The 23,379-nt window shown below is 72.4% G+C and carries 19 protein-coding genes; 9 read left to right on the forward strand and 10 right to left on the reverse strand.

All coding sequences use genetic code 11. The features are described 5' to 3' along the window. Nucleotides 1-56: 56 nt before the first annotated feature. On the reverse strand, nt 57-2,444 hold the full coding sequence (locus OG885_RS41705) for an ATP-binding cassette domain-containing protein (RefSeq protein WP_405741565.1): 2,388 nt from the start codon (nt 2,442-2,444) through the stop codon (nt 57-59). A 181-nt stretch (nt 2,445-2,625) separates the two neighbouring features. Between OG885_RS41705 and OG885_RS41710 the strand changes: the two genes are divergently transcribed. Both OG885_RS41710 and OG885_RS41715 read left to right on the forward strand, forming a co-directional pair. Then, entirely contained in the window at nt 2,626-2,988 is a 363-nt protein-coding gene (locus tag OG885_RS41710) for a PadR family transcriptional regulator (protein ID WP_405743127.1), read from the forward strand. Next, nucleotides 2,985-3,986, forward strand: coding sequence for a hypothetical protein (locus OG885_RS41715; protein WP_405741568.1), 1,002 nt, complete (start codon nt 2,985-2,987; stop codon nt 3,984-3,986). Before OG885_RS41710 ends, OG885_RS41715 begins: the two co-directional genes overlap by 4 nt. An 18-nt stretch (nt 3,987-4,004) precedes the next feature. On the opposite strand, the gene OG885_RS41720 is transcribed toward OG885_RS41715, so the two are convergent. After that, a complete protein-coding gene (locus OG885_RS41720) occupies nt 4,005-4,508 on the reverse strand; it encodes a lamin tail domain-containing protein (protein WP_405741571.1) in 504 nt (167 codons plus the stop codon). A 95-nt stretch (nt 4,509-4,603) separates the two neighbouring features. Next, a complete protein-coding gene (locus OG885_RS41725; protein ID WP_405741574.1) occupies nt 4,604-5,569 on the reverse strand; it encodes a DUF1152 domain-containing protein in 966 nt (321 codons plus the stop codon). 91 nt (nt 5,570-5,660) lie between these two features. On the opposite strand from OG885_RS41725, the gene OG885_RS41730 reads away from it, so the two are divergent. Further along, complete coding sequence (locus OG885_RS41730) at nt 5,661-6,293, forward strand: GNAT family N-acetyltransferase (protein ID WP_405741577.1); 633 nt, start codon at nt 5,661-5,663, stop codon at nt 6,291-6,293. A gap of 78 nt (nt 6,294-6,371) precedes the next feature. Continuing rightward, on the forward strand, nt 6,372-7,373 hold the full coding sequence (locus tag OG885_RS41735; protein WP_405741580.1) for a zinc-dependent alcohol dehydrogenase family protein: 1,002 nt from the start codon (nt 6,372-6,374) through the stop codon (nt 7,371-7,373). 60 nt (nt 7,374-7,433) lie between these two features. On the opposite strand, the gene OG885_RS41740 is transcribed toward OG885_RS41735, so the two are convergent. After that, nucleotides 7,434-8,798, reverse strand: a complete 1,365-nt coding sequence (locus OG885_RS41740; protein WP_405741583.1) for an FAD-dependent oxidoreductase — start codon at nt 8,796-8,798, stop codon at nt 7,434-7,436. Nucleotides 8,799-9,011: 213 nt separating this feature from the next. Here OG885_RS41740 and OG885_RS41745 point away from each other — a divergent pair, with 213 nt between their 5' ends. Both OG885_RS41745 and OG885_RS41750 read left to right on the forward strand, forming a co-directional pair. Continuing rightward, nucleotides 9,012-9,665 carry an RNA polymerase sigma factor gene (locus tag OG885_RS41745; RefSeq protein WP_405741586.1) on the forward strand — a complete coding sequence of 218 codons (654 nt, stop codon included), beginning with the start codon at nt 9,012-9,014 and terminating at the stop codon, nt 9,663-9,665. Beyond that, nucleotides 9,658-10,581: a CU044_5270 family protein gene (locus tag OG885_RS41750; RefSeq protein ID WP_405741589.1), complete on the forward strand. Its 924-nt coding sequence runs from the start codon at nt 9,658-9,660 to the stop codon at nt 10,579-10,581. The genes OG885_RS41745 and OG885_RS41750 overlap by 8 nt, the downstream gene beginning before the upstream one ends. Nucleotides 10,582-10,599: 18 nt before the next feature. Here OG885_RS41750 and OG885_RS41755 read toward each other — a convergent pair whose 3' ends face one another. The 4 genes from OG885_RS41755 to OG885_RS41770 form a co-directional block, all read right to left on the reverse strand. Then, nucleotides 10,600-11,409 carry a chitosanase gene (locus tag OG885_RS41755; protein ID WP_405741592.1) on the reverse strand — a complete coding sequence of 270 codons (810 nt, stop codon included), beginning with the start codon at nt 11,407-11,409 and terminating at the stop codon, nt 10,600-10,602. Between the two features lie 130 nt (nt 11,410-11,539). After that, nucleotides 11,540-14,215: a SpoIIE family protein phosphatase gene (locus OG885_RS41760; RefSeq protein ID WP_405741595.1), complete on the reverse strand. Its 2,676-nt coding sequence runs from the start codon at nt 14,213-14,215 to the stop codon at nt 11,540-11,542. 129 nt (nt 14,216-14,344) lie between these two features. After that, the gene (locus OG885_RS41765; RefSeq protein ID WP_405741598.1) at nt 14,345-16,843 is read right to left on the reverse strand and encodes a SpoIIE family protein phosphatase; all 2,499 of its coding nucleotides are present in this window, start codon (nt 16,841-16,843) and stop codon (nt 14,345-14,347) included. A gap of 109 nt (nt 16,844-16,952) precedes the next feature. After that, nucleotides 16,953-18,059, reverse strand: a complete 1,107-nt coding sequence (locus OG885_RS41770; protein WP_405741601.1) for a serine hydrolase domain-containing protein — start codon at nt 18,057-18,059, stop codon at nt 16,953-16,955. 146 nt (nt 18,060-18,205) lie between these two features. Between OG885_RS41770 and OG885_RS41775 the strand changes: the two genes are divergently transcribed. Together OG885_RS41775 and OG885_RS41780 are read left to right on the forward strand one after the other, a co-directional pair. Next, nucleotides 18,206-19,435: a PP2C family protein-serine/threonine phosphatase gene (locus tag OG885_RS41775; protein WP_405741604.1), complete on the forward strand. Its 1,230-nt coding sequence runs from the start codon at nt 18,206-18,208 to the stop codon at nt 19,433-19,435. Between the two features lie 109 nt (nt 19,436-19,544). Then, nucleotides 19,545-20,711 carry a serine hydrolase domain-containing protein gene (locus tag OG885_RS41780; RefSeq protein WP_405741607.1) on the forward strand — a complete coding sequence of 389 codons (1,167 nt, stop codon included), beginning with the start codon at nt 19,545-19,547 and terminating at the stop codon, nt 20,709-20,711. A gap of 388 nt (nt 20,712-21,099) precedes the next feature. Here the strand turns inward: OG885_RS41780 and OG885_RS41785 are convergent, their stop codons facing one another. Continuing rightward, nucleotides 21,100-21,903: a class I SAM-dependent methyltransferase gene (locus OG885_RS41785; RefSeq protein WP_405741610.1), complete on the reverse strand. Its 804-nt coding sequence runs from the start codon at nt 21,901-21,903 to the stop codon at nt 21,100-21,102. A gap of 19 nt (nt 21,904-21,922) precedes the next feature. Further along, nucleotides 21,923-22,813, reverse strand: a complete 891-nt coding sequence (locus OG885_RS41790; RefSeq protein WP_405741613.1) for an EamA family transporter — start codon at nt 22,811-22,813, stop codon at nt 21,923-21,925. 40 nt (nt 22,814-22,853) lie between these two features. On the opposite strand from OG885_RS41790, the gene OG885_RS41795 reads away from it, so the two are divergent. Next, nucleotides 22,854-23,375 carry a MarR family winged helix-turn-helix transcriptional regulator gene (locus OG885_RS41795; RefSeq protein WP_405741615.1) on the forward strand — a complete coding sequence of 174 codons (522 nt, stop codon included), beginning with the start codon at nt 22,854-22,856 and terminating at the stop codon, nt 23,373-23,375. Nucleotides 23,376-23,379: the final 4 nt, after the last annotated feature.

Genomic DNA, 23,379 nt, shown 5'->3' on the forward strand with positions numbered 1-23,379 from the left:
GACTGCGGTGCCGCCATGGTACGGCGGTCGCCCCGAGGGTCCGGCGGTGCTCCGGGTCAGGCGCCGACGTAGTCCGCGAGGTGCTCGCCGGTGAGCGTGGAGCGGGCCGCGACCAGGTCGGCCGGGGTGCCCTCGAAGACCACGCGTCCGCCGTCGTGACCGGCGCCGGGGCCGAGGTCGATGATCCAGTCGGCGTGGGCCATGACCGCCTGGTGGTGCTCGACGACGATGACGGACTTGCCGGCGTCCACCAACCGGTCCAGCAGACCGAGGAGTTGCTCCACGTCGGCGAGGTGCAGACCGGTCGTCGGCTCGTCGAGGACGTAGACGCCGCCCTTGTCGCCCATGTGTGTGGCGAGCTTCAGGCGCTGGCGCTCACCGCCGGACAGCGTGGTCAGCGGCTGGCCGATGGTCAGATAGCCGAGGCCGACGTCGACGAGCCGCTCCAGGATCCTGTGCGCGGCAGGGGTGTGCGCCTCGCCGGCGCCGAAGAAGTCCTCCGCGTCCGTGACCGACATCCCGAGCACCTCGCTGATGTCCCGGCCGCCGAGCCGGTACTCCAGCACGGACGCGTCGAACCGCTTGCCGTCGCAGTCCTCGCAGGTGGTGGAGACACCGGCCATCATCCCGAGGTCGGTGTAGACGACGCCCGCACCGTTGCAGGTGGGGCAGGCGCCCTCGGAGTTGGCGCTGAACAGGGCCGGCTTGACGCCGTTGGCCTTCGCGAAGGCCTTGCGGATCGGTTCGAGCAGTCCGGTGTAGGTGGCCGGGTTGCTGCGGCGCGAGCCCTTGATCGGACTCTGGTCCACCGACACGACGCCCGCGTCGAGCGGGACCGAGCCGTGCACGAGCGAGCTCTTGCCGGAGCCGGCGACACCGGTGATGACGGTGAGCACCCCGAGCGGGATGTCGACGTCGACGCCCTTGAGGTTGTTGGCCGTCGCGCCCCGGATCTCCAGCGCGCCCGAGGGACTGCGCACGCTCTCCTTGACGGTGGCCCGGTCGTCGAGATGCCGGCCGGTGATGGTGCCGGAGGCCCGCAGGCCCTCCAGGGTGCCCTCGTAACAGACGGCGCCGCCCGCGACACCGGCGCCGGGGCCGAGGTCGACGACATGGTCGGCGATCGCGATCATCTCCGGCTTGTGCTCCACGACGAGCACGGTGTTGCCCTTGTCGCGCAGGCGCAGCAGCAGGTCGTTCATCCGCTGGATGTCGTGCGGGTGCAGGCCCGCGGTCGGCTCGTCGAAGACATAGGTGACGTCGGTGAGCGAGGAGCCGAGGTGGCGGATCATCTTCACGCGCTGCGCCTCGCCGCCCGACAGGGTGCCGGCGGGCCGGTCCAGGGCGAGATAGCCGAGGCCGATCTCGACGAACGAGTCCAGGGTGTGCTGGAGCGCGGTGAGCAGCGGGGCCACCGACGGCTCCTTGAGCCCGCGCGCCCAGTCGGCCAGGTCCCTGATCTCCATCGCGCAGGCGTCGGCGATGCTGATCCCCTCGATCTTCGAGGAGCGGGCGCCCTCGGTGAGCCGGGTGCCGTCGCAGTCGGGACAGCGGGCGAAGGTGACCGCGCGTTCCACGAAGGCCCGGATGTGCGGCTGCATCGCCTCGGGGTCCTTGGACAGCATCGACTTCTGGAGCTTGGGGATCAGGCCCTCGTAGGTGAGGTTGACGCCGTTGATCTTCACCTTGACGGGCTCGCGGTACAGGAAGTCGTGCCGCTCCTTCTTCGTGTACTTGCGGATCGGCTTGTCCGCGTCGAAGAAGCCGGACTCCCTGATGACCCGCACCACCCAGCCGTCCCCGGTGTAGGTGGGGATGGTGAACGGGTCCTCGTTCAGCGACTTGGAGTCGTCGAAGAGCTGGGCGAGGTCGATGTCGGTGACCGTGCCGCGGCCCTCGCAGCGGACGCACATGCCGCCAGTGCGGTTGAAGGTGACCTTCTCGGTCCTGGTCTTCTCACTGCCCCGGTCGACGGTGAGGCCGCCCTGCGCCGAGACCGAGGCGACGTTGAAGGAGTACGCGCTCGGCGGGCCGATGTGCGGGGTGCCGAGCCGGCTGAACAGGATGCGCAGCATCGCGTTGGCGTCGGTGGCGGTGCCGACGGTGGAGCGGGGATCGGCGCCCATCCGGCTCTGGTCGACGCTGATCGCCGTCGTCAGACCGTCGAGGACGTCCACCTCGGGCCGTGCGAGCGTGGGCATGAACCCCTGGACGAAGGCGCTGTACGTCTCGTTGATCAGACGCTGCGACTCGGCGGCGATGGTGTCGAAGACGAGTGAGCTCTTGCCGGAACCGGACACCCCGGTGAACACCGTCAGCCGGCGTTTCGGGATCTCGATGCTGACGTCCTTGAGGTTGTTCTCGCGCGCCCCGTGCACGCGGATCAGATCGTGGCTGTCGGCGAGGTGCGGCGCGGCGGCCTGCGGATCCGTCTTCCTGGCCATGTGTGTCGTCTCTCCTCCGTCGGACCGGGGTGCTCGGCGGAGCCGAGGCGGCGTGGCTCTCAGGCTAGATCCGGACGCGGGGCCGGCGCTTCTCCATTCCTGACCGCCCGGACGGAAGGGCGGGTTCGGCTCGCAGAATATATCGGGAGCCGATATATTCAGTTCCATGGCATCGAGGAACATGACTCAGGCGGCGTTCTTCGTCCTGACCGCCCTGGCCGACGAGCCGCGACACGGCTACGGCATCCTGCGCGAGGTCGAGGAGCTGTCCGACGGCGCGGTGCAGCTGCGCGTCGGCACGCTGTACGGCGTACTGGACCGGCTCACCGCGGACGGACTGATCGTGCTGGACCGCGAAGAGGTGCAGCAGGGCCGGCTCCGGCGCTACTACCGCCTCACCGACGAGGGCATGCGGGCCCTCTCCGCCGAGGCGGAGCGGATGGCCGCGGGCGCCAGCGCCGCCAAGCAGCGCATCGCCGAGGGCCGCAAGGCCGGCGGCACCCCGCCCGTCACCGGACCCGGACTCGCCGGAGGACTCGCATGACGACCCTGCTCGAAGCGCGCTACCGCACCGTGCTGCGCCTGCTCCCCGCCTACTACCGCCGGGACCGGGAGGAGGAGATGGTCGAGGTCTACCTCTGGGACGTCGACCAGGAGACCCAGGACCAGAGCAGGCCCACCTTCGGCGAGGTGGCGAGCATCGCCGCCCTCGCCGTACGCAGCCGACTGGCCGCCGCCGGCGCCCCCCGGCGCTACGCCCTGCTCGGCTCGGCCGCCCGGAACTTCGCGCTGTACGCCGTTCTGCTCCAGGCGGCGGCGATCGTCTCCGACGAGGTCCTGCGGGTCACCTGGTCGGCCACCCGGGGCCCCCGGGAATGGGACGTCTTCCTGACCGGCTTCACCGGCAGCGGCCCGCTGCCGACCGTCGTCGCGATCGCCGGATGGGTGCTGCCGCTGCTGTGGACGGTCGGGTTCTTCGCCCTCGTCCACGACCGCCGGCGCCTGGCCCGCGCCGCCGTGCTGTTGGCCGCGCTGCCCTCGCTGTGGCCGCTGATCGAGCCGCTGGTGACCGAATGGCCGCTGTCCGCGCCCTACTTCGTCACCGCCAACGCACTGTTCGCCTGGCTGCCGACCCTCGCCCTGTGCGCCGCCTACCACCGCGACGCCCCGCCCGCCGTACTGCCCGTCGGCACTCCCGGCCTCGCGTTCCTCGCCTGCTGTGTGGTCACCGGCGGCTCCGTCGCGCTCCTGCCCACCATGGCCGACCTCGCGTGGGCGCCCGCGACCTGCTTCGTCCTCGCGGCCCTCGGCTGGCTGCTGCTGCGCACCCGCCGCGCGGAATCCGGTGCCGGAAGCGGCGCTCTGGCCCTCGCGTCGCTGGGCCTGCTGGTCCTCGCGGTCCGGACGGCGTCGCTGATCCTGTGGCTCGGCCTCCCGCTGCCCGCCGTCTACCTCGCCGGCGCGCTCGCCCAGGCGGGCGCGCTCACCCTCCTCGTCGTGGCACTGGCGGTGGTGGCCAGGCGCGACCTCGCCCCCCGCTGACGGGGCCGCGCCGCGCGCTCAGCTGTGGAACTTGACGTAACCGTCGCGGTCCGGGTCCGACCCGCTCTTGGTGTAGGAGTGGACGTCGGCCCGGCTGCCGGCGGGCTTGAACAGGTAGATCGTGTCCTTGTCGTTGTTCCAGATGAAGTTGCAGTTGTCGCGGTAGACGACGTTCTTCGCGTCCGAGTCGCTGCCGTTGCCGCCGCGCAGCTTCACGTAGTCGCCGGGCTGGAGGTAGTGGTTCGCGGTGAACTCGAAGTAGTTACCGGCCGCGTCCTCGACCCAGTACCCCTTGAGGTTCACGGTCTTGGTCGAGGAGTAGTTCTTGATCGTCACGTACTCGTCTTTGGTGTTCCCGGTGGAACAGTTGTTGGAGTCGCTCCCGGGCGCGTCGTACTGGACCCCGCGGATCTTCAGCGCGGACGTGTACTCGGCGGCCTGCGCGGGCACCGCGGTGAGCGCTATGAGCGTGCCCGCGGCAGCGGCGGCGGCGGCCGTGGTGGTGGCAAGGCGTATACGCATGACAAAGCCCCCCTGTGAAGGTTCAGTGAAGAAGAACCTGGAGCGTATACAACCTTCTTGTGTGATCATCACCGGGTTCCCGAAATGTGACCACGTCAGTGCGGGTAGGCGCGCGGAGGCCGCTGCCGGGGCAGTGTGTCGCGGAACTCCGCGATGACGGAGTGGATCTGACGCATCAGCGCGGTGTTCTCGAGACGGTCGAGGTAGAGGTTGCGGCCGGCGAGGGCGAGGGCGTCCACGCAGAAGTACAGGGCCATCAGCGGATTGATGAACAGCTCGCTGTCGCGGGTTCGTTCGGTGAAGCGCACGTCCCCGAAATCGCCGCGCACGGCCGCGGCGACGGAGCCGTTGACGATGCTCGGATGGTCCGGGGTGCACTCCTGGGCGTGGGCCACCGCGTCCAGGTACAGGGCACCCTCCCGGCTCTCGCGGGGCAGCGAGAACGCGCCCAGGTAACCGCCCTCGCGCTCCAGCGCGGCAAGATTCTCCAGGACCAGGGAGTGGTTCACCCCGTGATGGGCGTCCACCCCGAACCCCAGGCAGGCCACGAGCCGTTCGGGTACGTCGTCCAGCCCGGCCACCGCTGCCAGGCTCGCCATGTCCTCCTCGGGGGTGCCGAGTCCGTGCTCGTCGCCACGCAGAAGGATGTCGGTCCCGCCGTCCACCAGCACGATCGCGTCCACCGGACCCAGGTGGTCGAGGAGCGTGCGATAGGCGGCCCGCAGCGGACGCACCCCGGTGAGCGGGAAGGCGTACACCGTCGAGGGCAGGCCCTGCCGGTCCAGCCAGCGGGCGAGGGTGCGCTCGGGGAAGTAGTCGCCGCGGGCCGTGGTGTCGGGGCGGACGGCGGCGACGTCCTGGTCCAGCCATACGTCCAGATCCAGGCCATAGAGGTCGGCGAACGACAGGTTGGCCAGGTGCACTTCCTTCCCGGCGGCCTGGAGGGCGAGGGCCAGGGGAAGGCCGGCGTAGACGTCGAAACCGCCGCCCGCGCCGGCGACGAGTATCCGCCGCGCGTCGCGCAGGCGGGTGAAGAAGGCGGGCTCTTGGAGGGAGAACACCGCAGGACGCTAACAGGCGATCTTTCGCTCATGCCGCGCGCGTAGGAGCGTCAGGCTTGTGGGAGCGCTCCCAACCGGTCAGGATGCTGCGATGACTTCGCCACCCGCGATCCGCCGCTACCGCCCCGACGACCGGGCCGCCCTCGACGACATCTGCATCCGTACCGCGCACAACGGCCTGGACGCCAGGCCGGTCTATGCCGACCCCGGCATCCTTCCGGTGATCTTCGCGCAACCGTACGCCGCGTTGGAGCCCGACCTCGCCTTCGTGCTCGACGACGGCCGAGGGCAGGCCGTCGGATACATCCTCGGCGTCGCCGACACCCCCCGCTTCGTCGCCGAGTTCCGCACCAAGTGGCTCCCGCTGGTCGCCGACCGGTATCCGGAGGGCAGTGCCGCCCCCGGCAGTCCGGACGAGCTGATGATCCGGCTCCTGCACGACCCCGAGCGGATGATCGTCCCCGAACTCGCTCCGTACCCCGCCCACTTGCACATCGACCTGCTCCCCGAGTGGCAGGGGCGCGGCTACGGCCGGGAGTTGATGCGGACCCTGCTGCGCGCCCTCGCCGAGCGCGGGGTCCCGGCCGTCCACCTGGTGATGGCGACGGCCAACGTCCCCGCCCGCGCCTTCTACGACCGCCTCGGCTTCCGTGAGATCCCGGTACCGGACCCGGGGTCGATCGCCTGCCTCGGGCGTACCACGGGGGAACGCGAGCGGCTCTAGGCTCCGGCATACTACGATGGCTGTCGAAGTTCGACAGTCGTCGAAATCTGAACGCCGGATCGGAAACGGGGAGACGAGATGGCCAGGACCGTGCGATTCCATGAGGTCGGCGGACCCGAGGTGCTGCGGCTGGAGGACGTGCCGGTGGGCGAACCGGGGCCGGGCGAACTGCTCATCCGTGTGGACGCGATCGGCCTCAACCGGGCCGAGGTCCTGTTCCGCAGCGGTCAGTACATCGAACCCGTCAAGGAGTTCCCCGCCCGGCTCGGCACCGAGGCCGCGGGTGTCGTGGAGGCCGTCGGCGCCGGGGTGACAGGCTTTACGGCCGGGCAACCGGTCAGCGTGGTGCCCGCGTTCTCGATGAACGAGTACGGCGTCTACGCCGAGCGCGCCGTCGTCCCCGCCCGGGCCGTGCTCCACCGCCCCGAAGGGCTCGACGCCGTGGCGGGCGCGGCCATCTGGATGCCGTACGTGACGGCCTACGGGGCGCTCGTCGAGGTCGCCGGGATGCGTGCCGGGGACACGGTCGTCCTGACCGCCGCCTCCAGCAGCGTCGGCCTGGCCGCGATCCAGGTCGCCCGCAGCGTCGGCGCCGTCCCCGTCGCCACCACACGCACCCGCGCCAAGGCCGAGGCGCTGCGGAAGGCGGGCGCCGCCGACGTGATCGTGACGCAGGAGGAGGACGTCGCCGAGCGGATCCTCGACCGCACCGCCGGGCGGGGCGCCGAGTTCGTCTTCGACGCCGTCGCGGGACCCGGAGTGGTCGACCTGGCCCGGGCGGTCGCCCCCGGCGGCACACTGCTGCTGTACGGGGCGCTGAGCGGGCAACCGACCCCGTACCCGGGCTTCGAACTGGGCATGCCCGCGCTCAACATGCGTACGTACACGCTCCACGAGACGACCCGCGACCCCGAACGCCTGCGCCGCGCCGAGGCGTTCGTCGCGTCCGGACTGCGCACGGGAGTGTTCGCCCCGGTCGTCGACCGGACCTTCGCCCTGGCGGACATCGCCGAGGCGCACCGTTACCTGGAGGCGGGCGCACAGGTCGGGAAGATCGTCGTCACCGTGGCGCACCACTGAACGCGCGAAGGGGCCGGGAGTACGATCCCCGGCCCCTTCGCTCTGCCTACGGCAACTCGCTTACGCGCCGCTCGCCTTGAGCATGTCCTCGCGTTCGACGATCTTCACGCGCTCCCGGCCCTGCGGCTCACCCAGCGCCTGCTCGGCGGCGTCCAGCTTGTACCAGCCCTCCCAGGTGGTGAAGCGGATCTCGCGCTCGGCGAGGAACTCCTCCACGGCCTCGGGGGCGGGCGAAGCCGGCGTCTGGAGACGGTCGTTCGCGTAGTCGTCCAGCAGGTTGGCGACCGTCTCGTTGGCGTCGCCCTTGGTGTGGCCGATGAGACCCACCGGGCCGCGCCGGATCCAGCCGGTGACGTACGTGGACGTCAGGTGCTCGCCGCCCTCCTGGAGGACCCGGCCGCCGGCGTCCGGGACGGTGCCCGAGTCGATGTCCCAGGGCAGCTTGGGCAGCTTGTCGGAGAGGTAACCGACCGCGCGGTAGACCGCGTTGACGTCCCAGTCGGTGAACTTGCCGGTGCCCTTGACGTTCCCGGTGCCGTCCAGCTCCGTGCGCTCGGTGCGCAGACCGACGACCTTGCCGTCCTCGCCGAGGATCTCGGTCGGGGACTCGAAGAAGTGCAGGAAGAGCTTGTGCGGGCGCTCGCCGATGTCGCGGATCGCCCAGTTCTCCAGGGTCTTGGCGACCATGTCGACCTGCTTGTTGCCCCGGCGCTCGGCGATCGAGCCCTCGTCGTAGTCGATGTCCTCGGGGTTGACGATGACCTCGATGTTGGGGGAGTGGTCCAGCTCGCGCAGCTCCATCGGGCTGAACTTCGCCTGCGCCGGGCCGCGGCGGCCGAAGACGTGGATCTCGACGGCCTTGTTGGCCTTGAGGCCCTCGTAGACGTTCGGCGGGATCTCGGTCGGCAGCAGCTCGTCCGCCGTCTTGGCGAGGATGCGGGAGATGTCCAGGGCCACGTTGCCCACGCCCAGGACGGCGACCTTCTCCGCCTCCAGCGGCCAGGTGCGCGGCACGTCGGGGTGGCCGTCGTACCAGGACGCGAAGTCGGCGGCGCCGTAGGAGCCGTCGAGCTCGACGCCCGGTATGCGCAGCTCGCGGTCGGCCATCGCGCCGGTCGAGAAGATGACACCGTCGTAGAAGGCGCGCAGGTCGTCCAGGTGGACGTCGGTGCCGTAGTCCACGTTGCCGAAGAGGCGCACCTGCGGCTTGTCGAGGACCTGGTGGAGGGCCTTGACGATGCCCTTGATGCGGGGGTGGTCGGGAGCGACGCCGTACCGGATCAGCCCGAACGGGGCGGGCATCCGCTCGAAGATGTCGATGGACACACCGGGCTCGGTGGCCACGTCGGACTTGAGCAGAGCGTCGGCGGCGTAGATGCCGGCCGGGCCGGCGCCGACGATGGCTACCCGCAGGGGGCGGGGCATGATCAGGTTCCCTTCGAGAGGCGACAAGCGATCTCGTCGGGAAGCCTAAGCTAAGGCAAGCCTAACCCGGTACGCGGGTCCGATCTATGGGCTCATAAGGCTACTTTATGAGCGGGCGCGGGCCGCGCGAGCACCTTCTCACACCCTTCGGGAACCGGATCGCGGGGATCGGCCAACAGTGGTCGACCATGCCCGTGACTTCGAGGGAACCGCATGAAATCCACCGGCGATCCGTGCGTCGGAGACCGCCCCGCCGTCGCCCGCCACGACGACGCCCCCTCCGACGCCTCGGTCGTCGAGCGGTCCTGGGCGGAGCCCGACGCCTTCGAGCTCCTCTTCCACCGGTACGCCGACGACATCCACCGGTACGTCGCCCGCCGGCTCGGCCCCGAGGCCGCCGACGACCTCATGGCCGAGACCTTCGTCGTCGCGTTCCAGCAGCGCCGCCGCTACGACCTGACGCGACCGCACGCCCGCCCGTGGCTGTACGGAATCGTCTCCAACCTCGTCGGCCAGCACCGGCGTGCCGAGGCGCGGCGGCTCAGAGCGCTCTCGCGGGTCGCCGCGACAGGGAGCGGTGACGGCGGTGAGGCGCTCGCGGACCGGGTGGCGGCGCGGGTGAGCGCCGAGCGGACGCGCGCCGAACTGGCGGGCGCGCTGGCGAAGTTGCCCGCCCGGTACCGGGACGTGCTGCTGGTGATCGCCTGGGGCGACCTCGACTACGCGGAGGCGGCGGAGGCGCTCGGCATCCCCGTGGGCACCGTGCGCTCCCGGCTGCACCGTGCGCGGACCAGGCTGCGCGAGGCGCTGGGCGGGTCGGATCCCACAGCCCTGCACGAGGAGACAGAGGAGACCGGACGTGGATGACCTCACCGCCGTACGTGAACTGGAGGCCGACGTGGCCCCGCTCACCGACGAGGCCCGTTTCGCCGCCCGCGCCCGGCTGCGGCGCGCCGTCATTCAGGAGAGCCGTCCGGGGGCGCTGTCGCGGCGGCTGATGCTGCGCGTAGCCGTCGCCGGAACGGCCGCGGCGGCGGTCGCGGGCGGGGTGGTCGTCGCCACCCGGGGCGAGCGTGACGCCGGCACTCCGCGGATGGCCACCTTGAGTGCGGCGGAACTGCTGCACAAGGCCGCGGCGCGGACGCGGGCCGACGGGGCGGGGCTGCCGGTCCCGCGCGGCGACCAGTACCTGTACACCAAGACGTTCATCAGCCGGACCTATGTGAAGGACGGCCGGACGAAGACCTGGACGGACGAGAGCTGGACCTCCGTGGACGGCTCCAGGCCCTCCAGGCGCCAGGAGTACGGCAAGGTCCACAACGACCCCCCGCTGGGCGAACACGAGGTGATGTGGCCGCCGACCGAGTACACCGCACTGGCGAAGTGGCCGACGGACCCGGATGACCTTCTCGAACGACTGCGGATGGGCCAGGACGGGGACGACCGGACGGCGTTCGTGAACGCCATCCAGTTCTTCGCGGTGCCGCGCGTCATGCCGCCCGGACTGGAGGCGGCCTCCTTCGAGGCGGTCGCGCGGATCCCCGGCATCCGGATCGACCGCGGGGCCGTCGACGCGCTCGGCCGTCAGGGGATCGCGGTCTCCTACCCGGAGTACGACTTCGCGTTCCTTTTCGACACGAAGACCTACGCCTACCTCGGGCTGAACGTGGACGGAGGCACCGGGGAGCCGGTGGACGGCCGGATGAAGCTGCACGACCGCTATCACGAGCTGCGGGCCCGGCAGGAGACGGGCGTTGTCGATCGCGTCGGACAACGCCCGTAGGCAGCCTCCCGCCGCCGGTCAGCCGATGTGGTAACTGTCCCCGTACACCTTCCAGTCCAGCGGCGGGTCGAGGTTCAGGTTGCCCTTGCGCAGGAACACCCGCTGGGCCGTGTCGACGCGGCTGGTGTCGCTGTGGGCCTCCTCCTGCTTCATGGCCCACACCCGGGCGTCCAGGAAGGCGTTGAGGTAGGTGACCTCGTCGCCGCCCTGGGCCGGCGTCCGGGCCCGGTTCAGCGCCCGCCCCCGGATGTTGCGGAAGCTGGTCGGGTCGGTGCCGTCGCCGTGCATGACGATGGCGTCGTAGTACGCGAACTGCCCGAGCACGCGCAGCCCGTCGGCCTTGCCCTGCCGCACGGCCGGGTTGAAGTACACGCGGTCGCGCTCGTCGTCCTGGGCCCGCCTAAACTCCGCGTCCTGCGCGGCCCGGCGCCAGTCACCGGGGAAGTTCGGGTCCAGGCCCGCGTGCGAGTCGCTGCCGTCGACCTGGCGCAGCGCCGGGAGGTAGCGGGCGAGGACGTTGCCGGGCTTGCGGTCGGTGTACAGCTCGACGAGGTCGAGCATGTCGCCGGTGCCGGAGCAGAAGCCGATGATGCCCGCGGTGTAGCCGCGGCCGTCGCCGATGTCCTCGATGTACTTGTACTGCGCCTTCCAGTCGAGCGAGGAGTTCTCCGCGCTCGACACCAACTGCATGGCGATCTCCTTCTTCGCCGGGTCGTCGAGTCCGACCGCGGTGGCGCAGACCGCGGCCGCCTCGGAGGTGAGCAGGGGGACGGTGACCGCGGACGCGCCGATCAGGCCGAGCAGGGCGCGACGGGACAGGTGTTTCACGGCGGCTCCAAGTGGAGGTGGGGGGTGGCGAGTTGGCCGTACGTGAACTGATAGGAAGGTTTACTATCAGAGTTGGGGCGCAAGGAACACCCATCGCGTCAAAGGTTCGTACCTATGAACAACGCGCCGGTTACGGCAGCGGCTGCTCCGCCCAGATGACCTTGCCCTCGGGCGTGTACCGCGTGCCCCAGCGCTCGGCGAGCTGGGCGACCAGGAACAGTCCGCGACCGCCCTCGTCCGTCATCGCCGCGTAGCGCAGATGCGGCGAGGTGCTGCTGCTGTCGAAGACCTCGCAGATCAGGGTGCGGTCGTACAGCACCCGGACGCGGATGGGCTCACCGCCGTAGCGGATCGCGTTCGTCACGAGCTCGCTCAGGATCAGCTCGGTGGTGAACTCCAGGTCCTCCAGGCCCCATTGAGTCAACCGCCGGGTGACCTCGGCCCGTACCCGCCCGACCGCCGCCGGGTCGGCCGGCACCTGCCACTCGGCCACCCGGCCGGGGTCGAGCGCACGGGTGCGGGCCACGATCAGGGCGATGTCGTCACTGGGGCGGGCCGTGAGCTTGGAGTCGAGCACGACCTGGCAGGTCTCCTCGGGCGACTCGCCGGCCCGCTCCAGGGCGGCGGCCAGCAGCTCCAGACCCACGTCGATGTCCCGCTCCCGGTCCTCGACCAGTCCGTCCGTGTAGAGCACCAGCCTGCTGCCCTCGGCGAGTTCGAGGTCGGCGGTCTCGAACGGCAGGCCGCCAAGACCCAGTGGGGGCCCGGCGGGCACGTCCGGGAACTCCACACCGCCGTCGGGACGGATCAGCGCGGGCGGCGGATGTCCGGCGCGCGCGACCGTGCAGCGCCCGGACACCGGGTCGTAGACGGCGTACAGACAGGTCGCGCCGGTGACGGGGGCGCCGTCGCCCTCCTGGGTCTCGTCCTGGTCGATGCGGCCGACCAACTCGTCCAGCAGGGCCAGCAGTTCGTCGGGCGGCAGGTCGAGGGCGGAGAAGTTGTGGACCGCGGTGCGCAGCCGCCCCATCGTCGCCGCCGCGTGCAGACCGTGACCGACGACGTCGCCGACCACCAGGGCCACCCGGGCGCCGGACAGGGGCAGTACGTCGAACCAGTCGCCGCCGACGCCGGCCTGCGCGGGCAGATAGCGGTAGGCGATGTCCAGGGCGTTCTGCTCGGGCAGACTCCGTGGCAGCAGGCTGCGCTGGAGCGTGACCGCCATGGTGTGCTCGCGGGTGTAGCGGCGGGCGTTGTCGATGGAGACCGCCGCCCGGGTCACCAGCTCCTCCGCCAGGGCGAGTTCGTCGGTGTCGAAGGGCTCCGGCTTCTGCGAACGCCAGAAGTTGACCACGCCGAGGACCAGGGCCCCGGCCCGCAGCGGCACGGTGATCAGCGAGTGGATGCCGAACTCCAGGACCTGCGCGGTGCGTTCCAGATCCTGGGCCCGCCACCCCGGCGACTCGGCCAGCCGGGCCTCCAGGACCGCCTGACCCGAACGCAGGGCGCGGGCCTGCGGCGCCGACGCCACCAGCCGCATCCGCTCGCCCACCGGGTACAGCGGCGCGTCCTTGCGGATCCCGCTGAACGCCGTGCGCCGCAGTTCGGTCCCCGCCTCCGGCTGACCGCCGCCGAGCACCGCGTCGAACAGGTCCACGGTCGCGAAGTCCGCGAATCGCGGCACGACCAGCTCCGCCAGCTCCTCGGCGGTCCGCGTCACGTCCAGGCTGGTGCCGATGCCCACCCCGGCGTCGTAGAGCATGTTCAGCCGCTCCCGCGCCGTCTCCGCCCGGCCCGACAGAGCCCGCAGCTCCGTGGAGTCGCGCAGGGTCGCCACCGTGCCCGCCGGGCCGCCCTCCAGCTCGGTGGCCCGCTGGTTGACCGCCAGCAGCCGGTCGCCGACCAGGTGCACCTCGTCCGTCGCGACCCGCCCGGAGGCCAGCAGATCGGCCGTGTCCGGCGGCAGACCCAGGTCGAGGACGAGCCGCCCCTCGGCGTCCGCCGGCAGATGCAGCAGCCGCTGCGCCTCGTCGTTGGCGAGCAGGAGCCTGCCCTCCCCGTCCGCGATGAGCACGCCCTCGCGCACGGCGTGCAGCACCGCGTCGTGGTGTTCGTACATGCGGGTCATCTCGTGCGGACCCAGACCGTGCGTCTGGCGCTGCAACCGTCTGCTGACCAGGGCCGTGCCCGCCGTGGCCACCGCGAGACCGACGGCCGCCATCGCGATCAGCAGCGGCAGCTGCTGGTCCGCCGTCCCGCCCACGTGTTCCGTGGTGATCCCGGCCGACACCGCTCCGACGACCTTGCCGTCCGGGTCCTTGATCGGCACGACGGCCTGCACCAGCGGCCCGATCGTCCCGTCGATCTGCTCGGTCACCACGTGCCCGGCCAGCGCGGGCGCGAGATTGCCGACGAACTTCTTGCCGATGCGGTCCGGCTTGGGATGCGTGTAACGGATCCCGTCGGTGTTGAGCACGACGATGAAGTCCACGCCGGTCGCCTTGCGCGCCGCCTCGGCCCGGGGCTGGAGCACCGCGGTGGGATCCGGGGCGCTGAGCGCCTCGCGGGTGCCCGGGGCGTTGGCGAAGGCCTCGGCGACGGCGACCGAGCGGTTGCGGGCCTCGGTCGTGCTGTCGTGCCGCACCTGGAGCACCAGGGCCACCACCGCGGCCACGACCAGCAGCAGCACGATCACGACCTGGAGCACGAACACCTGCCAGGCGACACTGCGCCCGCCCAGCGCCGACCGCGCCTCCGCCCGCCCGCGCCGCGACCGGCCTGCGTCACGCTGCGAGAGTCGGGCCATGTGCCATGTCTACACTGCACGGCCCCAGGAGGCGAGGGGCGTCACGGACTGTGACACGTCCTGCACGACACCTCGGCATCGCCCTCGCACCTCCCGGCGCCCCAGGCGTGGCAGGTCGCTGACGGCGGCTCATCGCTGCCGCCGCCGTCGCTCCGGTCGCCGCGTCGCCAGCAGCAGGGCGATGTCGTCCGGCCGCTCCGCGGTGTGCTGGGCCGCCGTGGTGAGACGGTCAGCCAGGTCCGCGAGGCGGGTCGAGGGGTTGCCGGCCCGGGTCAGGGCCAGCCGCAGGGCGCTGATGCCGTCGTCGATGTCGACGCCGGGCCGTTCGACGAGACCGTCGGTGTAGAGCGCGAGGACGGCGCCGGGCTCCACCTGCAACTCGGTGACCGGGTAGCGGGCCCCGGCGTCGACGCCGAGGACGACGCCGCCGGGCAGGTCGAGGACGCGGGTGGAGCCGTCGGGGTTGCGCAGCAGGGGCGGGGGATGGCCGGCCCGGGCCGCGCGGGCGAGCCCGGTCGCCGGGTCGAGCCGGATGTAGCAGCAACTGGCGAACTGACCGGGATCGAGGTCGATGAGGAGATGGTTCGTCCCGCTCATGACCTCGTCCGGCGGCCGGTCGCCGAGCGCGAACGCCCGGACCGCGCTGCGCAGTTGCCCCATGGTCGCGGCGGCCTGCACACCGTGTCCCTGGACGTCCCCGATCACCAGGGCCAGGCCGTCCCCCGACTCGACGACGTCGTACCAGTCGCCGCCCACCTCCATGCCCTGGGTGCCCGGCAGATAGCGCCCGGCGGTCTCCACCAGCGGATGGTCCGTCAGCCGCCGGGGCAGCAGCGCCTGCTGGAGCCCGCGGGCGAGCGCGGCCTCGCTCTCGTAGCGCTGGGCCTTCTCCATGGCGTGCGCGATCAGCCCGGCGAGCGCGGTCAGCACCGAGCGCTCCTCGCCGCTGAAGCTGTGCGGCCGGTCGAAGCCGAGGATGCAGGAGCCGACCGGGCGCCCCGAGGCGATCAGCGGCAGGAAGGCGCGAGCACCCTCCGTGGCGTCCAGCGCGATGCCGGGGTAGGCGGCGGAGAGCTGTTCCATGGAGTCGAAGAAGAGCGGCCGGCCGGTGGTGAGCGTCTCGACGCCGGGCAACTGCGCGTCGAGGCCCACGCCGTCGAACGGGGCGAGGAACCCCGGCGGGAAGCCGGACTCCCAGGCCAGGAAGAGATGCCGGTCCTGAAGGAGGTAGAGGGCGAGCCGCCGGCCGCCGAACGCCGGGAGCAGCTCCCGCATGACCACGGCGGAGACCTGGCGGGCGGTGACGGCCTCGGTCAGGGCGATGGCGAGGACGATCGGCCGGTACAGCGGGGCCAGCGAGGACGCGCCGGACGTACCGCCCCCGCCGCCGCCCGCGGCCGCCGCCTCTGCCTCGGTCGCGTCGGACATCCGGCTGCTCGGCTGGACGGTGCAGGTCAGCACGTCCGGGCCGGGATAGACCGACAGCGCCAGCCAGTCGCCCTCGAAGGAGTCCTGCGCCGGATCGGGAGGCCGCCGCACATGCAGGTGCACGGGGGCCGGCGACAGCAGGGCGCTGCGCAGATGGTCCTCGAAGTCGGGCTGGCTCAGCCACGGCACGCTGTCCCACAGCGGGCGCCCGAGGAGCAGGTCGCGCGGCTGGTGCAGCAGCTGGGCGGCGCGCGGGTTCGCGTAGGCGACGAGCCCGAGCCGGTCCAGGCAGAACACGCCCTCCGGCAGCAGGTCGGCGGCGGCGTCGCCCGCCGCCGAGGGGCCGGGGTCGAGGACGAACCCGCGCACGTGCCGCGCGCCGGACCCGGTGGCCGAGGCGTCCGGCGTCCAGAACTCCATCAGCCGCAGTCCGCCGTCCGGGGCCCGCACATACAGCGGCAGCGACGGAGGCGGCCGGTTCGCGGCGGTCTCGTGGAGCGCGGCCAGCACCCGCTCCGCGTCCACGGGGGAGACCGCGTCCGCGAGGGCCCGCACGGTGCCGGCGAACTCCGTCGGCGCCACCCCCAGCAGGGCGTGCAGCGGCGCGTCGGCGGTGACCACGCCGGTCGCCGGGTCCCAGGCGAACCGGCCGAGCCGCCCCACGGACGGGTGCACCGCCGGCGGCCGCACGCACAGGGGCTCGCCGTCCCAGACGACCGTCTCCTGATGGTTCTCCAGCTGGGCGGCCAGGTCCTCGGCGACCCGCGTCAGCCGCTCCCGCGCGCTCAGCACGTCGGCCGCGTCGGCTGCCGCGGGCCGCAGCACGGTCAGGACGCCGTACGTCGACGAGGCGCCCACGACCGGCACGTACAGCGAACCGAACTGGAACGGCAGCCCCGCCGCGAACTGGGGATAGTGGCGCATCGTCTCCGTGGCGTTCGGCAGCACCACGTGCACCCCGAGCCGGTAGGCGTCGGCGACGGGGAACGGCCGGTCGGCGTGCAGCCGCCACCAGGGCCGGAACAGCGGCCCCGGCAGCCCGGCGAGAACGGCCAGCCGCAGCATCCCCGGGGTGTGCGAGCGCAGGTAGATACCGCCGGCGTGTCCCCCGGCCGCGCCGATCGCCTCCGTCGAGGCGTCGATCAGCAGTGCGGCCAGCGGTCCCGGCGTCCGGTGCGTGTCCTCACCGCTCCCAGTCATCGGCCCTGCCTCGTCGCTGTGCCGCCGCTCGGGCGACACAGCAAGAATGCGCCACGGGACGTGTGCGGCGCACCCGGACGGCGGCCAGGGACGAGAGTGGCACGCGGTGTCAGGGGCGCAGTCCCTGGAGCCCCTCGTAGGCCGCCGACACGATCTCCAGGCCCCGCTGGTCGTCCGCGGGCTCCCGCATCTGGTGGGTCACGTAGGCCACCGCCATCCGGGCCTCGGGATCGACCATGACGAGGGAGCCGCCCCACCCGCCCCAGCCGTACGCCGTGCCGAACAGGCCGTAGCCCAGGCCCCAGCGCATCGGCATGCCGAGCGTGCGGTCCGCGCCGTCGAACTGCTCCTCCCACGCCCGTGCGCACCCCGCCGGGGACAGCAGCCGAACCCCGCCGACCGTGCCCCCGCACGCCATCGCCGACTGCACGAGGGCGACGGACCGGGCGTTTCCGTAGCCGTTCGCCGCCGGGATCTCGGCCCGGCGCCAGGCCAGGCTGTTGGCGTCCCGGACCCGCAGCGCGGTCGCGGTGGCGGGCTTCGGTTCCGCGTTCGGAGCGCTCGCCGTGTAGTCCTCGTCGTGCGAGGGCGGCGGGACGGCGAGCGCCACGCGGTGGTCGTCCCGCGGGCCCAGACCGATCCGGAAGTCGGCGCCGAGGGGCCCGGCCACCTCCTCGGCGAAGAACGTGCCCAGGGTGCGGCCCGTGATCCGGCGGACCACCTCGCCCACCAGGAAGCCCTGGGTGAGGGAGTGGTAGCCGGCCGCGGTTCCCGGCTCCCACTGCGGGGCCAGCGCCGCGAGCCGGGCCGTGACGGCGGGCCAGTCGTAGATCTCGGCGACGGGCCCGTCGTAGTCGGGCAGGCCCGCGGTGTGCGACAGCAGATGCCGTACGAGCACCTTGTCCTTGCCCGCGGCGGCGAACTCGGGCCAGTACCGGGCCACGGGCGCGTCCAGGTCGAGCTCGCCCCGGTCCACCAGGACCAGGGCGGCGAGGGCCGTCATCGTCTTGGTCACCGAGAAGACGTTCACGACGGTGTCGCGCTCCCACGGCCTGGTCCGGGCGGCATCCGCGTACCCGCCCCACACGTCCACCACGGCCTCGCCGTCCACGAAGACCGCGGCCGAGCCGCCGGCGTCCCCCTCGTCGAGGAAAGCGGCCAGCGCGCCCGGCACGGCCGTGAACAGATCGTCGTACGAGCCCTGGATGTCTGCCATGGGCGGAATCTAGCGCCGGGCGAGGGGCCGCGGGCAACCGAATTTCCGGGCGAAGGCGGGGGCGGGGCGCGCGGTCGGCGGGGAAACGGCGGCCGTGGCTCATATCGTGGGATGTGATGCGATAACGGCAGTGAGGCGGCAGAGCCATGGCGGACGCTGGGATCGACTACGCAGCGGTGTTCCAGGCGCTGCCCGGCATGGTGGCGGTGCTGACCCCCGAGCTGGTGTACGTGGACGCCAATGAGGAGTTCATCCGTATGTCCGGACGCAGCCGGGAACAGCTCGTCGGCCGCTACCTCTTCGACGTCTTCCCCGACAACCCCGGCGACCCGGCCGCCTCCGGCATGCGTAACCTCGCGGCCTCCCTCCAGCGCGTCCTGGCCACCGGTGAGCGCGACACCATGGCCGTACAGCGCTACGACGTGCACTCCCTGGAGGAGCCGGGACAGTGGGAGGAACGCTACTGGAGCCCCATCAACGCCCCCGTGCTCGGCCCGGACGGCGAGGTCGTCCTGCTCGTGCACCGGGTCGAGGAGGTCACCGAGTTCATCCGAGACCGCGGCGGCCCCGTCGGGACCCGGGCCCGGGCGCTGGAGGCCGAACTGTACATCCGCGCCAGGGAGTTGCAGGAGGTCAACGAGCGGCTGAGAAAGGCCCACGCGCGCGAGCGCGAGGTCGCCCTCGCCCTCCAGGAGGCGATGCTCCCGGCGCCGCGCCAGGTGCGCGACCACCGGGCGGCCGTACGCTACCGGCCCGCCGTCGGCGCGTTGAACGTCTGCGGCGACTGGTACGACCTCGTGGACCGGATCGGCGGCGACCGCATCTGCGTGGCGGTCGGCGACGTGGTGGGGCACGGGCTGGCCGCGTCCTGCGTGATGGGCCAGCTGCGCAGCGCGCTGAGTGCCGCCTCCCGGGTCGCCGACGGGCCCGCGCAGGCCCTCGACGTCCTCGGCCGGTACGCCAACGTCGTCCCCGGCGCCGAGTCCGCGACGGTGGTCACCACCTTCGTCGACTTCGACGCCCGCACGATCACCTACAGCAGCGCCGGCCATCTCCCGCCGGCCCTCGTCCACGCCGACGGCCGGGTGGAGTTCCTCGACGGGGCCACCGATCCGCCGCTGGACGCCAGCCCCGACCCCGTTTCGCGCCCCGAGGCGACGGTCGGCTTCGGCGCGGGCGACACGCTGGTCCTCTACACCGACGGACTGGTGGAGCGCCGCCGCGAGGACATCGACACTGGCCTCGGCCGGCTCGCGGACTCCCTGACCCGGCACCGCAAGGCCGAACCCGAACCGATGGCGGACGCGGTGCTGCTGGAGCTGCTGCCGCCGGAAGGGGCGACGGACGACACGGCGTTGATCGTCGTACGGCTGTGAGGCGGCGGGGCGGAGACCGACTGGGCCGGATGCAGCAGCACAAGGGGCAGGTCACAGGTGGGGCCGGACAGGCTGGACCGCAGCCCAGCCCACCCCCCGGGAGCCCTTGATGCATCTGTCCTCCGCCCTGCGCGCCGCCTCCGTCGCCGCGCTCTGCGTGGCCGTACTGACCCCCGTCACCGCCGCCGGCCCCGCGTCCGCCGCCCCGCGAGGCGGCGACGACCACCGACTCCAGGAGCAGCTCGACCGGTTCGTCCGCAGCCCCGGCGGCCCACCCGCCGTCATCGCCGTCCTCCACTACGGCAGGAAGACCCGCGTCCTCACCGCCGGCGCCGCCGACCTCCGCACCGGCCGCCCGCCCCGCCCCGACGACCACATGCGCATCGCCAGTACCGCGAAGGCCTACAGCGGGGTCGTGGCCCTGGCACTGGCCGACCGCGGCGCCCTCGACCTGGACGACACCCTGGCCCGGCGCCTGCCCCGACTGCCCGCCGCCTGGGGCGCGGTGACACTGCGCCAGCTGCTCCAGCACACCAGCGGGCTGCCGGACTACTCGGAGAGCACCGTGTTCCGGGACGAGATCCGCGCCGACCCGCGGCACCACTTCGACTCCCGCCGCCTGCTCGACTACGTGGCCGACAAGCCGCTCCGCTTCGCCCCCGGCAGCCGCTACCAGTACTCCAACTCGGACAACATCGCCGTGGCGCTGATGGCGGAGGCGGCGACCGGGACCCGGTACGAAAGCCTCCTGCGTGAACTCGTCTACCGGCCGCTCGGCCTCCACCGCACCAGCCTGCCGCAGGGCTACCGGATGCCGAAGCCGTACATGCACGGCTACGCCGTGGACCCGCCGGCCGCGCCGGAGGACGTCAGCGAGGTCCTGGGCATGTCCGGCGTGTGGGCCTCCGGAGGCATCGTCTCCACACCGGCCGACATGAACCGCTTCGTCCGCGGCTACGTCGGCGGCGCGCTCTTCGGAGGACGCATGATCCACGCGCAGCGCCGGTGGATCGAGGGCTCCTCCGAGCCCGCCGGGCCCGGACACAACCGGGCGGGCCTCGCGCTCTTCCGGTACGACACCCGGTGCGGTGCCGTGTACGGCCACACCGGCAACACCCTCGGCTACACCCAGCTCGTCGCGGCCAGCCCGGACGGCCGCCGCTCGCTGACGTTCTCCGCCACCACGCAGATCAACAAGGCGACCGACCCCGCCCAGGTGGAGCGGATGCGCGAGCTGGAGGAGAACCTCGTCTGCGCACTGCTGCGGCATCCCTGACGGTCAGCGCGGAGCGGACGGGCAGGGCGGAAAGGCACATGCGAGTCGGAGCTCTTCGAGCGTGAGGTCGAGCGGGCGGCCAGGGACCTGCGCGCCCGGCTCCGCCGGCACCCCTGCGCCATGAGTTCGTCCACCGTCAGCCCGACAACCCCCGTGAGGTGGCGGGGCTGGTGCGGATGGTCCGGTAGCGGCACTGGACGCCGCGGGCGGTGCGCGAGTGGTGGGCCGGACGCGCACAGGTCCACGCCTGGATCGAGTCCGAACTCGCGGGGTATCTCTTCTGGCTGACGGAGCGGCGTGAGCCGCGTCGTGGTGAGCCACTCCCTCCGCTGTGCGGGTGCCGGCCTCTCGACGGCGGGTGCGTCACCGACGCGTCCGGCCGACGCGCTTACTCCGTGGCCCTGCGCCCCTGTACCGCCCAGGCGCGAGCCGTCAGCGGGATCGTCCCGTCGGCCTGCGTGGGCACCCGTTCGCGCAGTGCCCGGCGCTGCTGCTCGCGGCGGTCGGGGGAGAGGGCGGCGACATAGCCGGGGGCCGGGCCCTGGCCGGACAGGAACGGGGTCCACAGATCGTCGAAGTGGGCGAACAAGGTCGGGATCTCGATCGGTGCGACCGTGACGTCGGTCAGCCCTGCCTCGCGCCACAGGGCACGCAGTGCGGACGGCCGGCAGAGCGGGAAGCGCCGGCTCTCGTCGTGGGCCCCGGCCGACGGGTCGACTGCCGTGGCGGCGGCCCAGAAGTGGCGCAGGAAACCCATGCCCTCGGCGTAGTCCCACACATAGGCGGCCACCACGCCGCCCGGCCGCACCCCACGCACCGCCTGCGCCAGCGCGACGCCGGGCGCGGGCAGGAAGTTCAGCACCAGTCCGCTGACGGCCACGTCGAACACCGCGTCCCGTACCGGCAGCGCCTGGGCGTCCGCCACGGCGACCCACGTCGGCGGGGGAGTGGACGCGCGCGCCGTCGCCGCGAACCCGGCGGACCGCTCCACGCCCAGCAGGGCGCCGGGCCGGCACCGTGCGGCCACCGTCGAGGTGAGCGCCCCCGACCCGCAGCCGATGTCCAGCCACCGGTCCCCGGGCGGACGGTCCAGGCGACGGACGAACTCGTCGGCGACCAGCCGGCTCCACCGGCCCATGTACCGCTCGTAGGCGTCGCCGGTGGTCCACACGTCGAAGCGTCGTTCGCTCACCCCTCCACCTTGCCCCGTCTCAAGGGGCGTTGCAGGCGGCCGGCACGGGCCGAGCGGCCGGGCGCGCGCGTCGCGGGCGGCCGAGCAGGACGCCGAGCAGCACCAGCGGCAGCCCGCACACCTGCCGGACGGTCAGCGCGTCGCCCGCGAGCGCCGTGCCGAGCAGCACCCCGGTCACGGGGTTGAGCAGCCCGATCAGACCGACCGTCCCCGCCGGTAGTCGCCGCAGGCCGGCGAACCACACGGTGAAGGCCAGTGCCGTGGCGACGACGGAGACATAGGCGAAGGCGAGCAGCGCCGAAGTGGACAGGGCGGGCGGCGGACCCTCCACGGCCGCGGCGACCGGCAGCAGGAACAGCGCCCCGGCGGTCAGCTGCCAGGCGGTCGAGGCGAGCACCGCGCCGCCCGCGTTCCACCTCTTGGTCAGGATGTGGCCGAAGGCCGACACCAGCATCGCCCCGCCGGACGCGAGCATCCCCGGCACACTCGCCCCGTCCGCGCCGGTGAACAGCATCAGACAGACCCCGGCGAGTCCGACGGCGGCGCCGGTGAGAGGGGCGGCGCCGGGCCGCTCGGCGACCAGGGGCCAGGCGATGAGCATCATCGTCAGCGGGGACACGGCCATGACGGTCGAGGCCACGCTCGTCGGGAGCAGTTGCGAGGCGGCGTAGACGAGGACGAAGAACACGCTCACGTTGAGCAGCCCGAGCACCGCCGACCGCCACCACCACACCCCGCGTGGTCGCCGCCGGGCGAGGGCCAGTAGCACCAGGCCGGCCGGCAGCGCCCGCAGGGCGGCCCCGTACAGCGGCCGGTCCGTCGGCAGGAACTCATGGGTGACGTAGTAGTTGGTGCCCCAGGCCACCGGCGCCACGGCGGTCAGTGCCACCCACCGCGCATTAGCTTCCATGGAAGCCAATATAACTTCTCGGGAAGCTAAAGTGGGGTGCATGTCCACGGAAGACCGGCAGCCGCCGGACCGCGTAGCCCGTATCCAGGCCGACTGGCGCCGCGAGCGGCCCGATCTCGACGTCGGTCCGCAAGGCGTGATCGGCCGACTGCACCGGCTCGCCGACCGGCTCACCGAGGAACTCGTGCTCGTCTACGGCCGCTACGGCCTCGGCGAAGGGGAGTTCGACGTCCTGTGCGCCCTGCGCCGGGCCGGTGAGCCCTACGAGCGGGCGCCCGGCGAACTCGCCGCGCACACCATGGTCACCACCGGCGCGATGACGAAGCGCATCGACCGGCTGGAGCGGGCCGGCCTCGTCACCCGCCGCCGCTCCGCCGACGACCAGCGCGGCCGGATCGTGGCCCTCACCGACCCCGGCCGCGCCCTGGTCGACCAGGCCTTCACCGACCACATGCACAACGAACGCCGGCTCCTGGACCTGCTGACACCCACCGAGGCCGAGACCCTGGAGCAGCTGCTCACCACCTGGCTCTCCCGCCTGGAACCCCCGACGCCGGGCTGACCCA

Source organism: Streptomyces sp. NBC_00028, from assembly GCF_045041065.1.
GTDB lineage: Bacteria > Actinomycetota > Actinomycetes > Streptomycetales > Streptomycetaceae > Streptomyces.

Bases quoted from the DNA above. Each gene is read 5' to 3' on its own strand.
- OG885_RS41705 (WP_405741565.1), bottom strand. From the start codon at position 2,444: ATGGCCAGGAAGACGGATCCGCAGGCCGCCGCGCCGCACCTCGCCGAC.
- OG885_RS41710 (WP_405743127.1), top strand. From the start codon at position 2,626: ATGACTCAGGCGGCGTTCTTCGTCCTGACCGCCCTGGCCGACGAGCCG.
- OG885_RS41715 (WP_405741568.1), top strand. From the start codon at position 2,985: ATGACGACCCTGCTCGAAGCGCGCTACCGCACCGTGCTGCGCCTGCTC.
- OG885_RS41720 (WP_405741571.1), bottom strand. From the start codon at position 4,508: ATGCGTATACGCCTTGCCACCACCACGGCCGCCGCCGCCGCTGCCGCG.
- OG885_RS41730 (WP_405741577.1), top strand. From the start codon at position 5,661: ATGACTTCGCCACCCGCGATCCGCCGCTACCGCCCCGACGACCGGGCC.
- OG885_RS41735 (WP_405741580.1), top strand. From the start codon at position 6,372: ATGGCCAGGACCGTGCGATTCCATGAGGTCGGCGGACCCGAGGTGCTG.
- OG885_RS41740 (WP_405741583.1), bottom strand. From the start codon at position 8,798: ATGCCCCGCCCCCTGCGGGTAGCCATCGTCGGCGCCGGCCCGGCCGGC.
- OG885_RS41745 (WP_405741586.1), top strand. From the start codon at position 9,012: ATGAAATCCACCGGCGATCCGTGCGTCGGAGACCGCCCCGCCGTCGCC.
- OG885_RS41760 (WP_405741595.1), bottom strand. From the start codon at position 14,215: ATGGCCCGACTCTCGCAGCGTGACGCAGGCCGGTCGCGGCGCGGGCGG.
- OG885_RS41765 (WP_405741598.1), bottom strand. From the start codon at position 16,843: ATGACTGGGAGCGGTGAGGACACGCACCGGACGCCGGGACCGCTGGCC.
- OG885_RS41770 (WP_405741601.1), bottom strand. From the start codon at position 18,059: ATGGCAGACATCCAGGGCTCGTACGACGATCTGTTCACGGCCGTGCCG.
- OG885_RS41775 (WP_405741604.1), top strand. From the start codon at position 18,206: ATGGCGGACGCTGGGATCGACTACGCAGCGGTGTTCCAGGCGCTGCCC.
- OG885_RS41780 (WP_405741607.1), top strand. From the start codon at position 19,545: ATGCATCTGTCCTCCGCCCTGCGCGCCGCCTCCGTCGCCGCGCTCTGC.
- OG885_RS41790 (WP_405741613.1), bottom strand. From the start codon at position 22,813: ATGGAAGCTAATGCGCGGTGGGTGGCACTGACCGCCGTGGCGCCGGTG.
- OG885_RS41795 (WP_405741615.1), top strand. From the start codon at position 22,854: ATGTCCACGGAAGACCGGCAGCCGCCGGACCGCGTAGCCCGTATCCAG.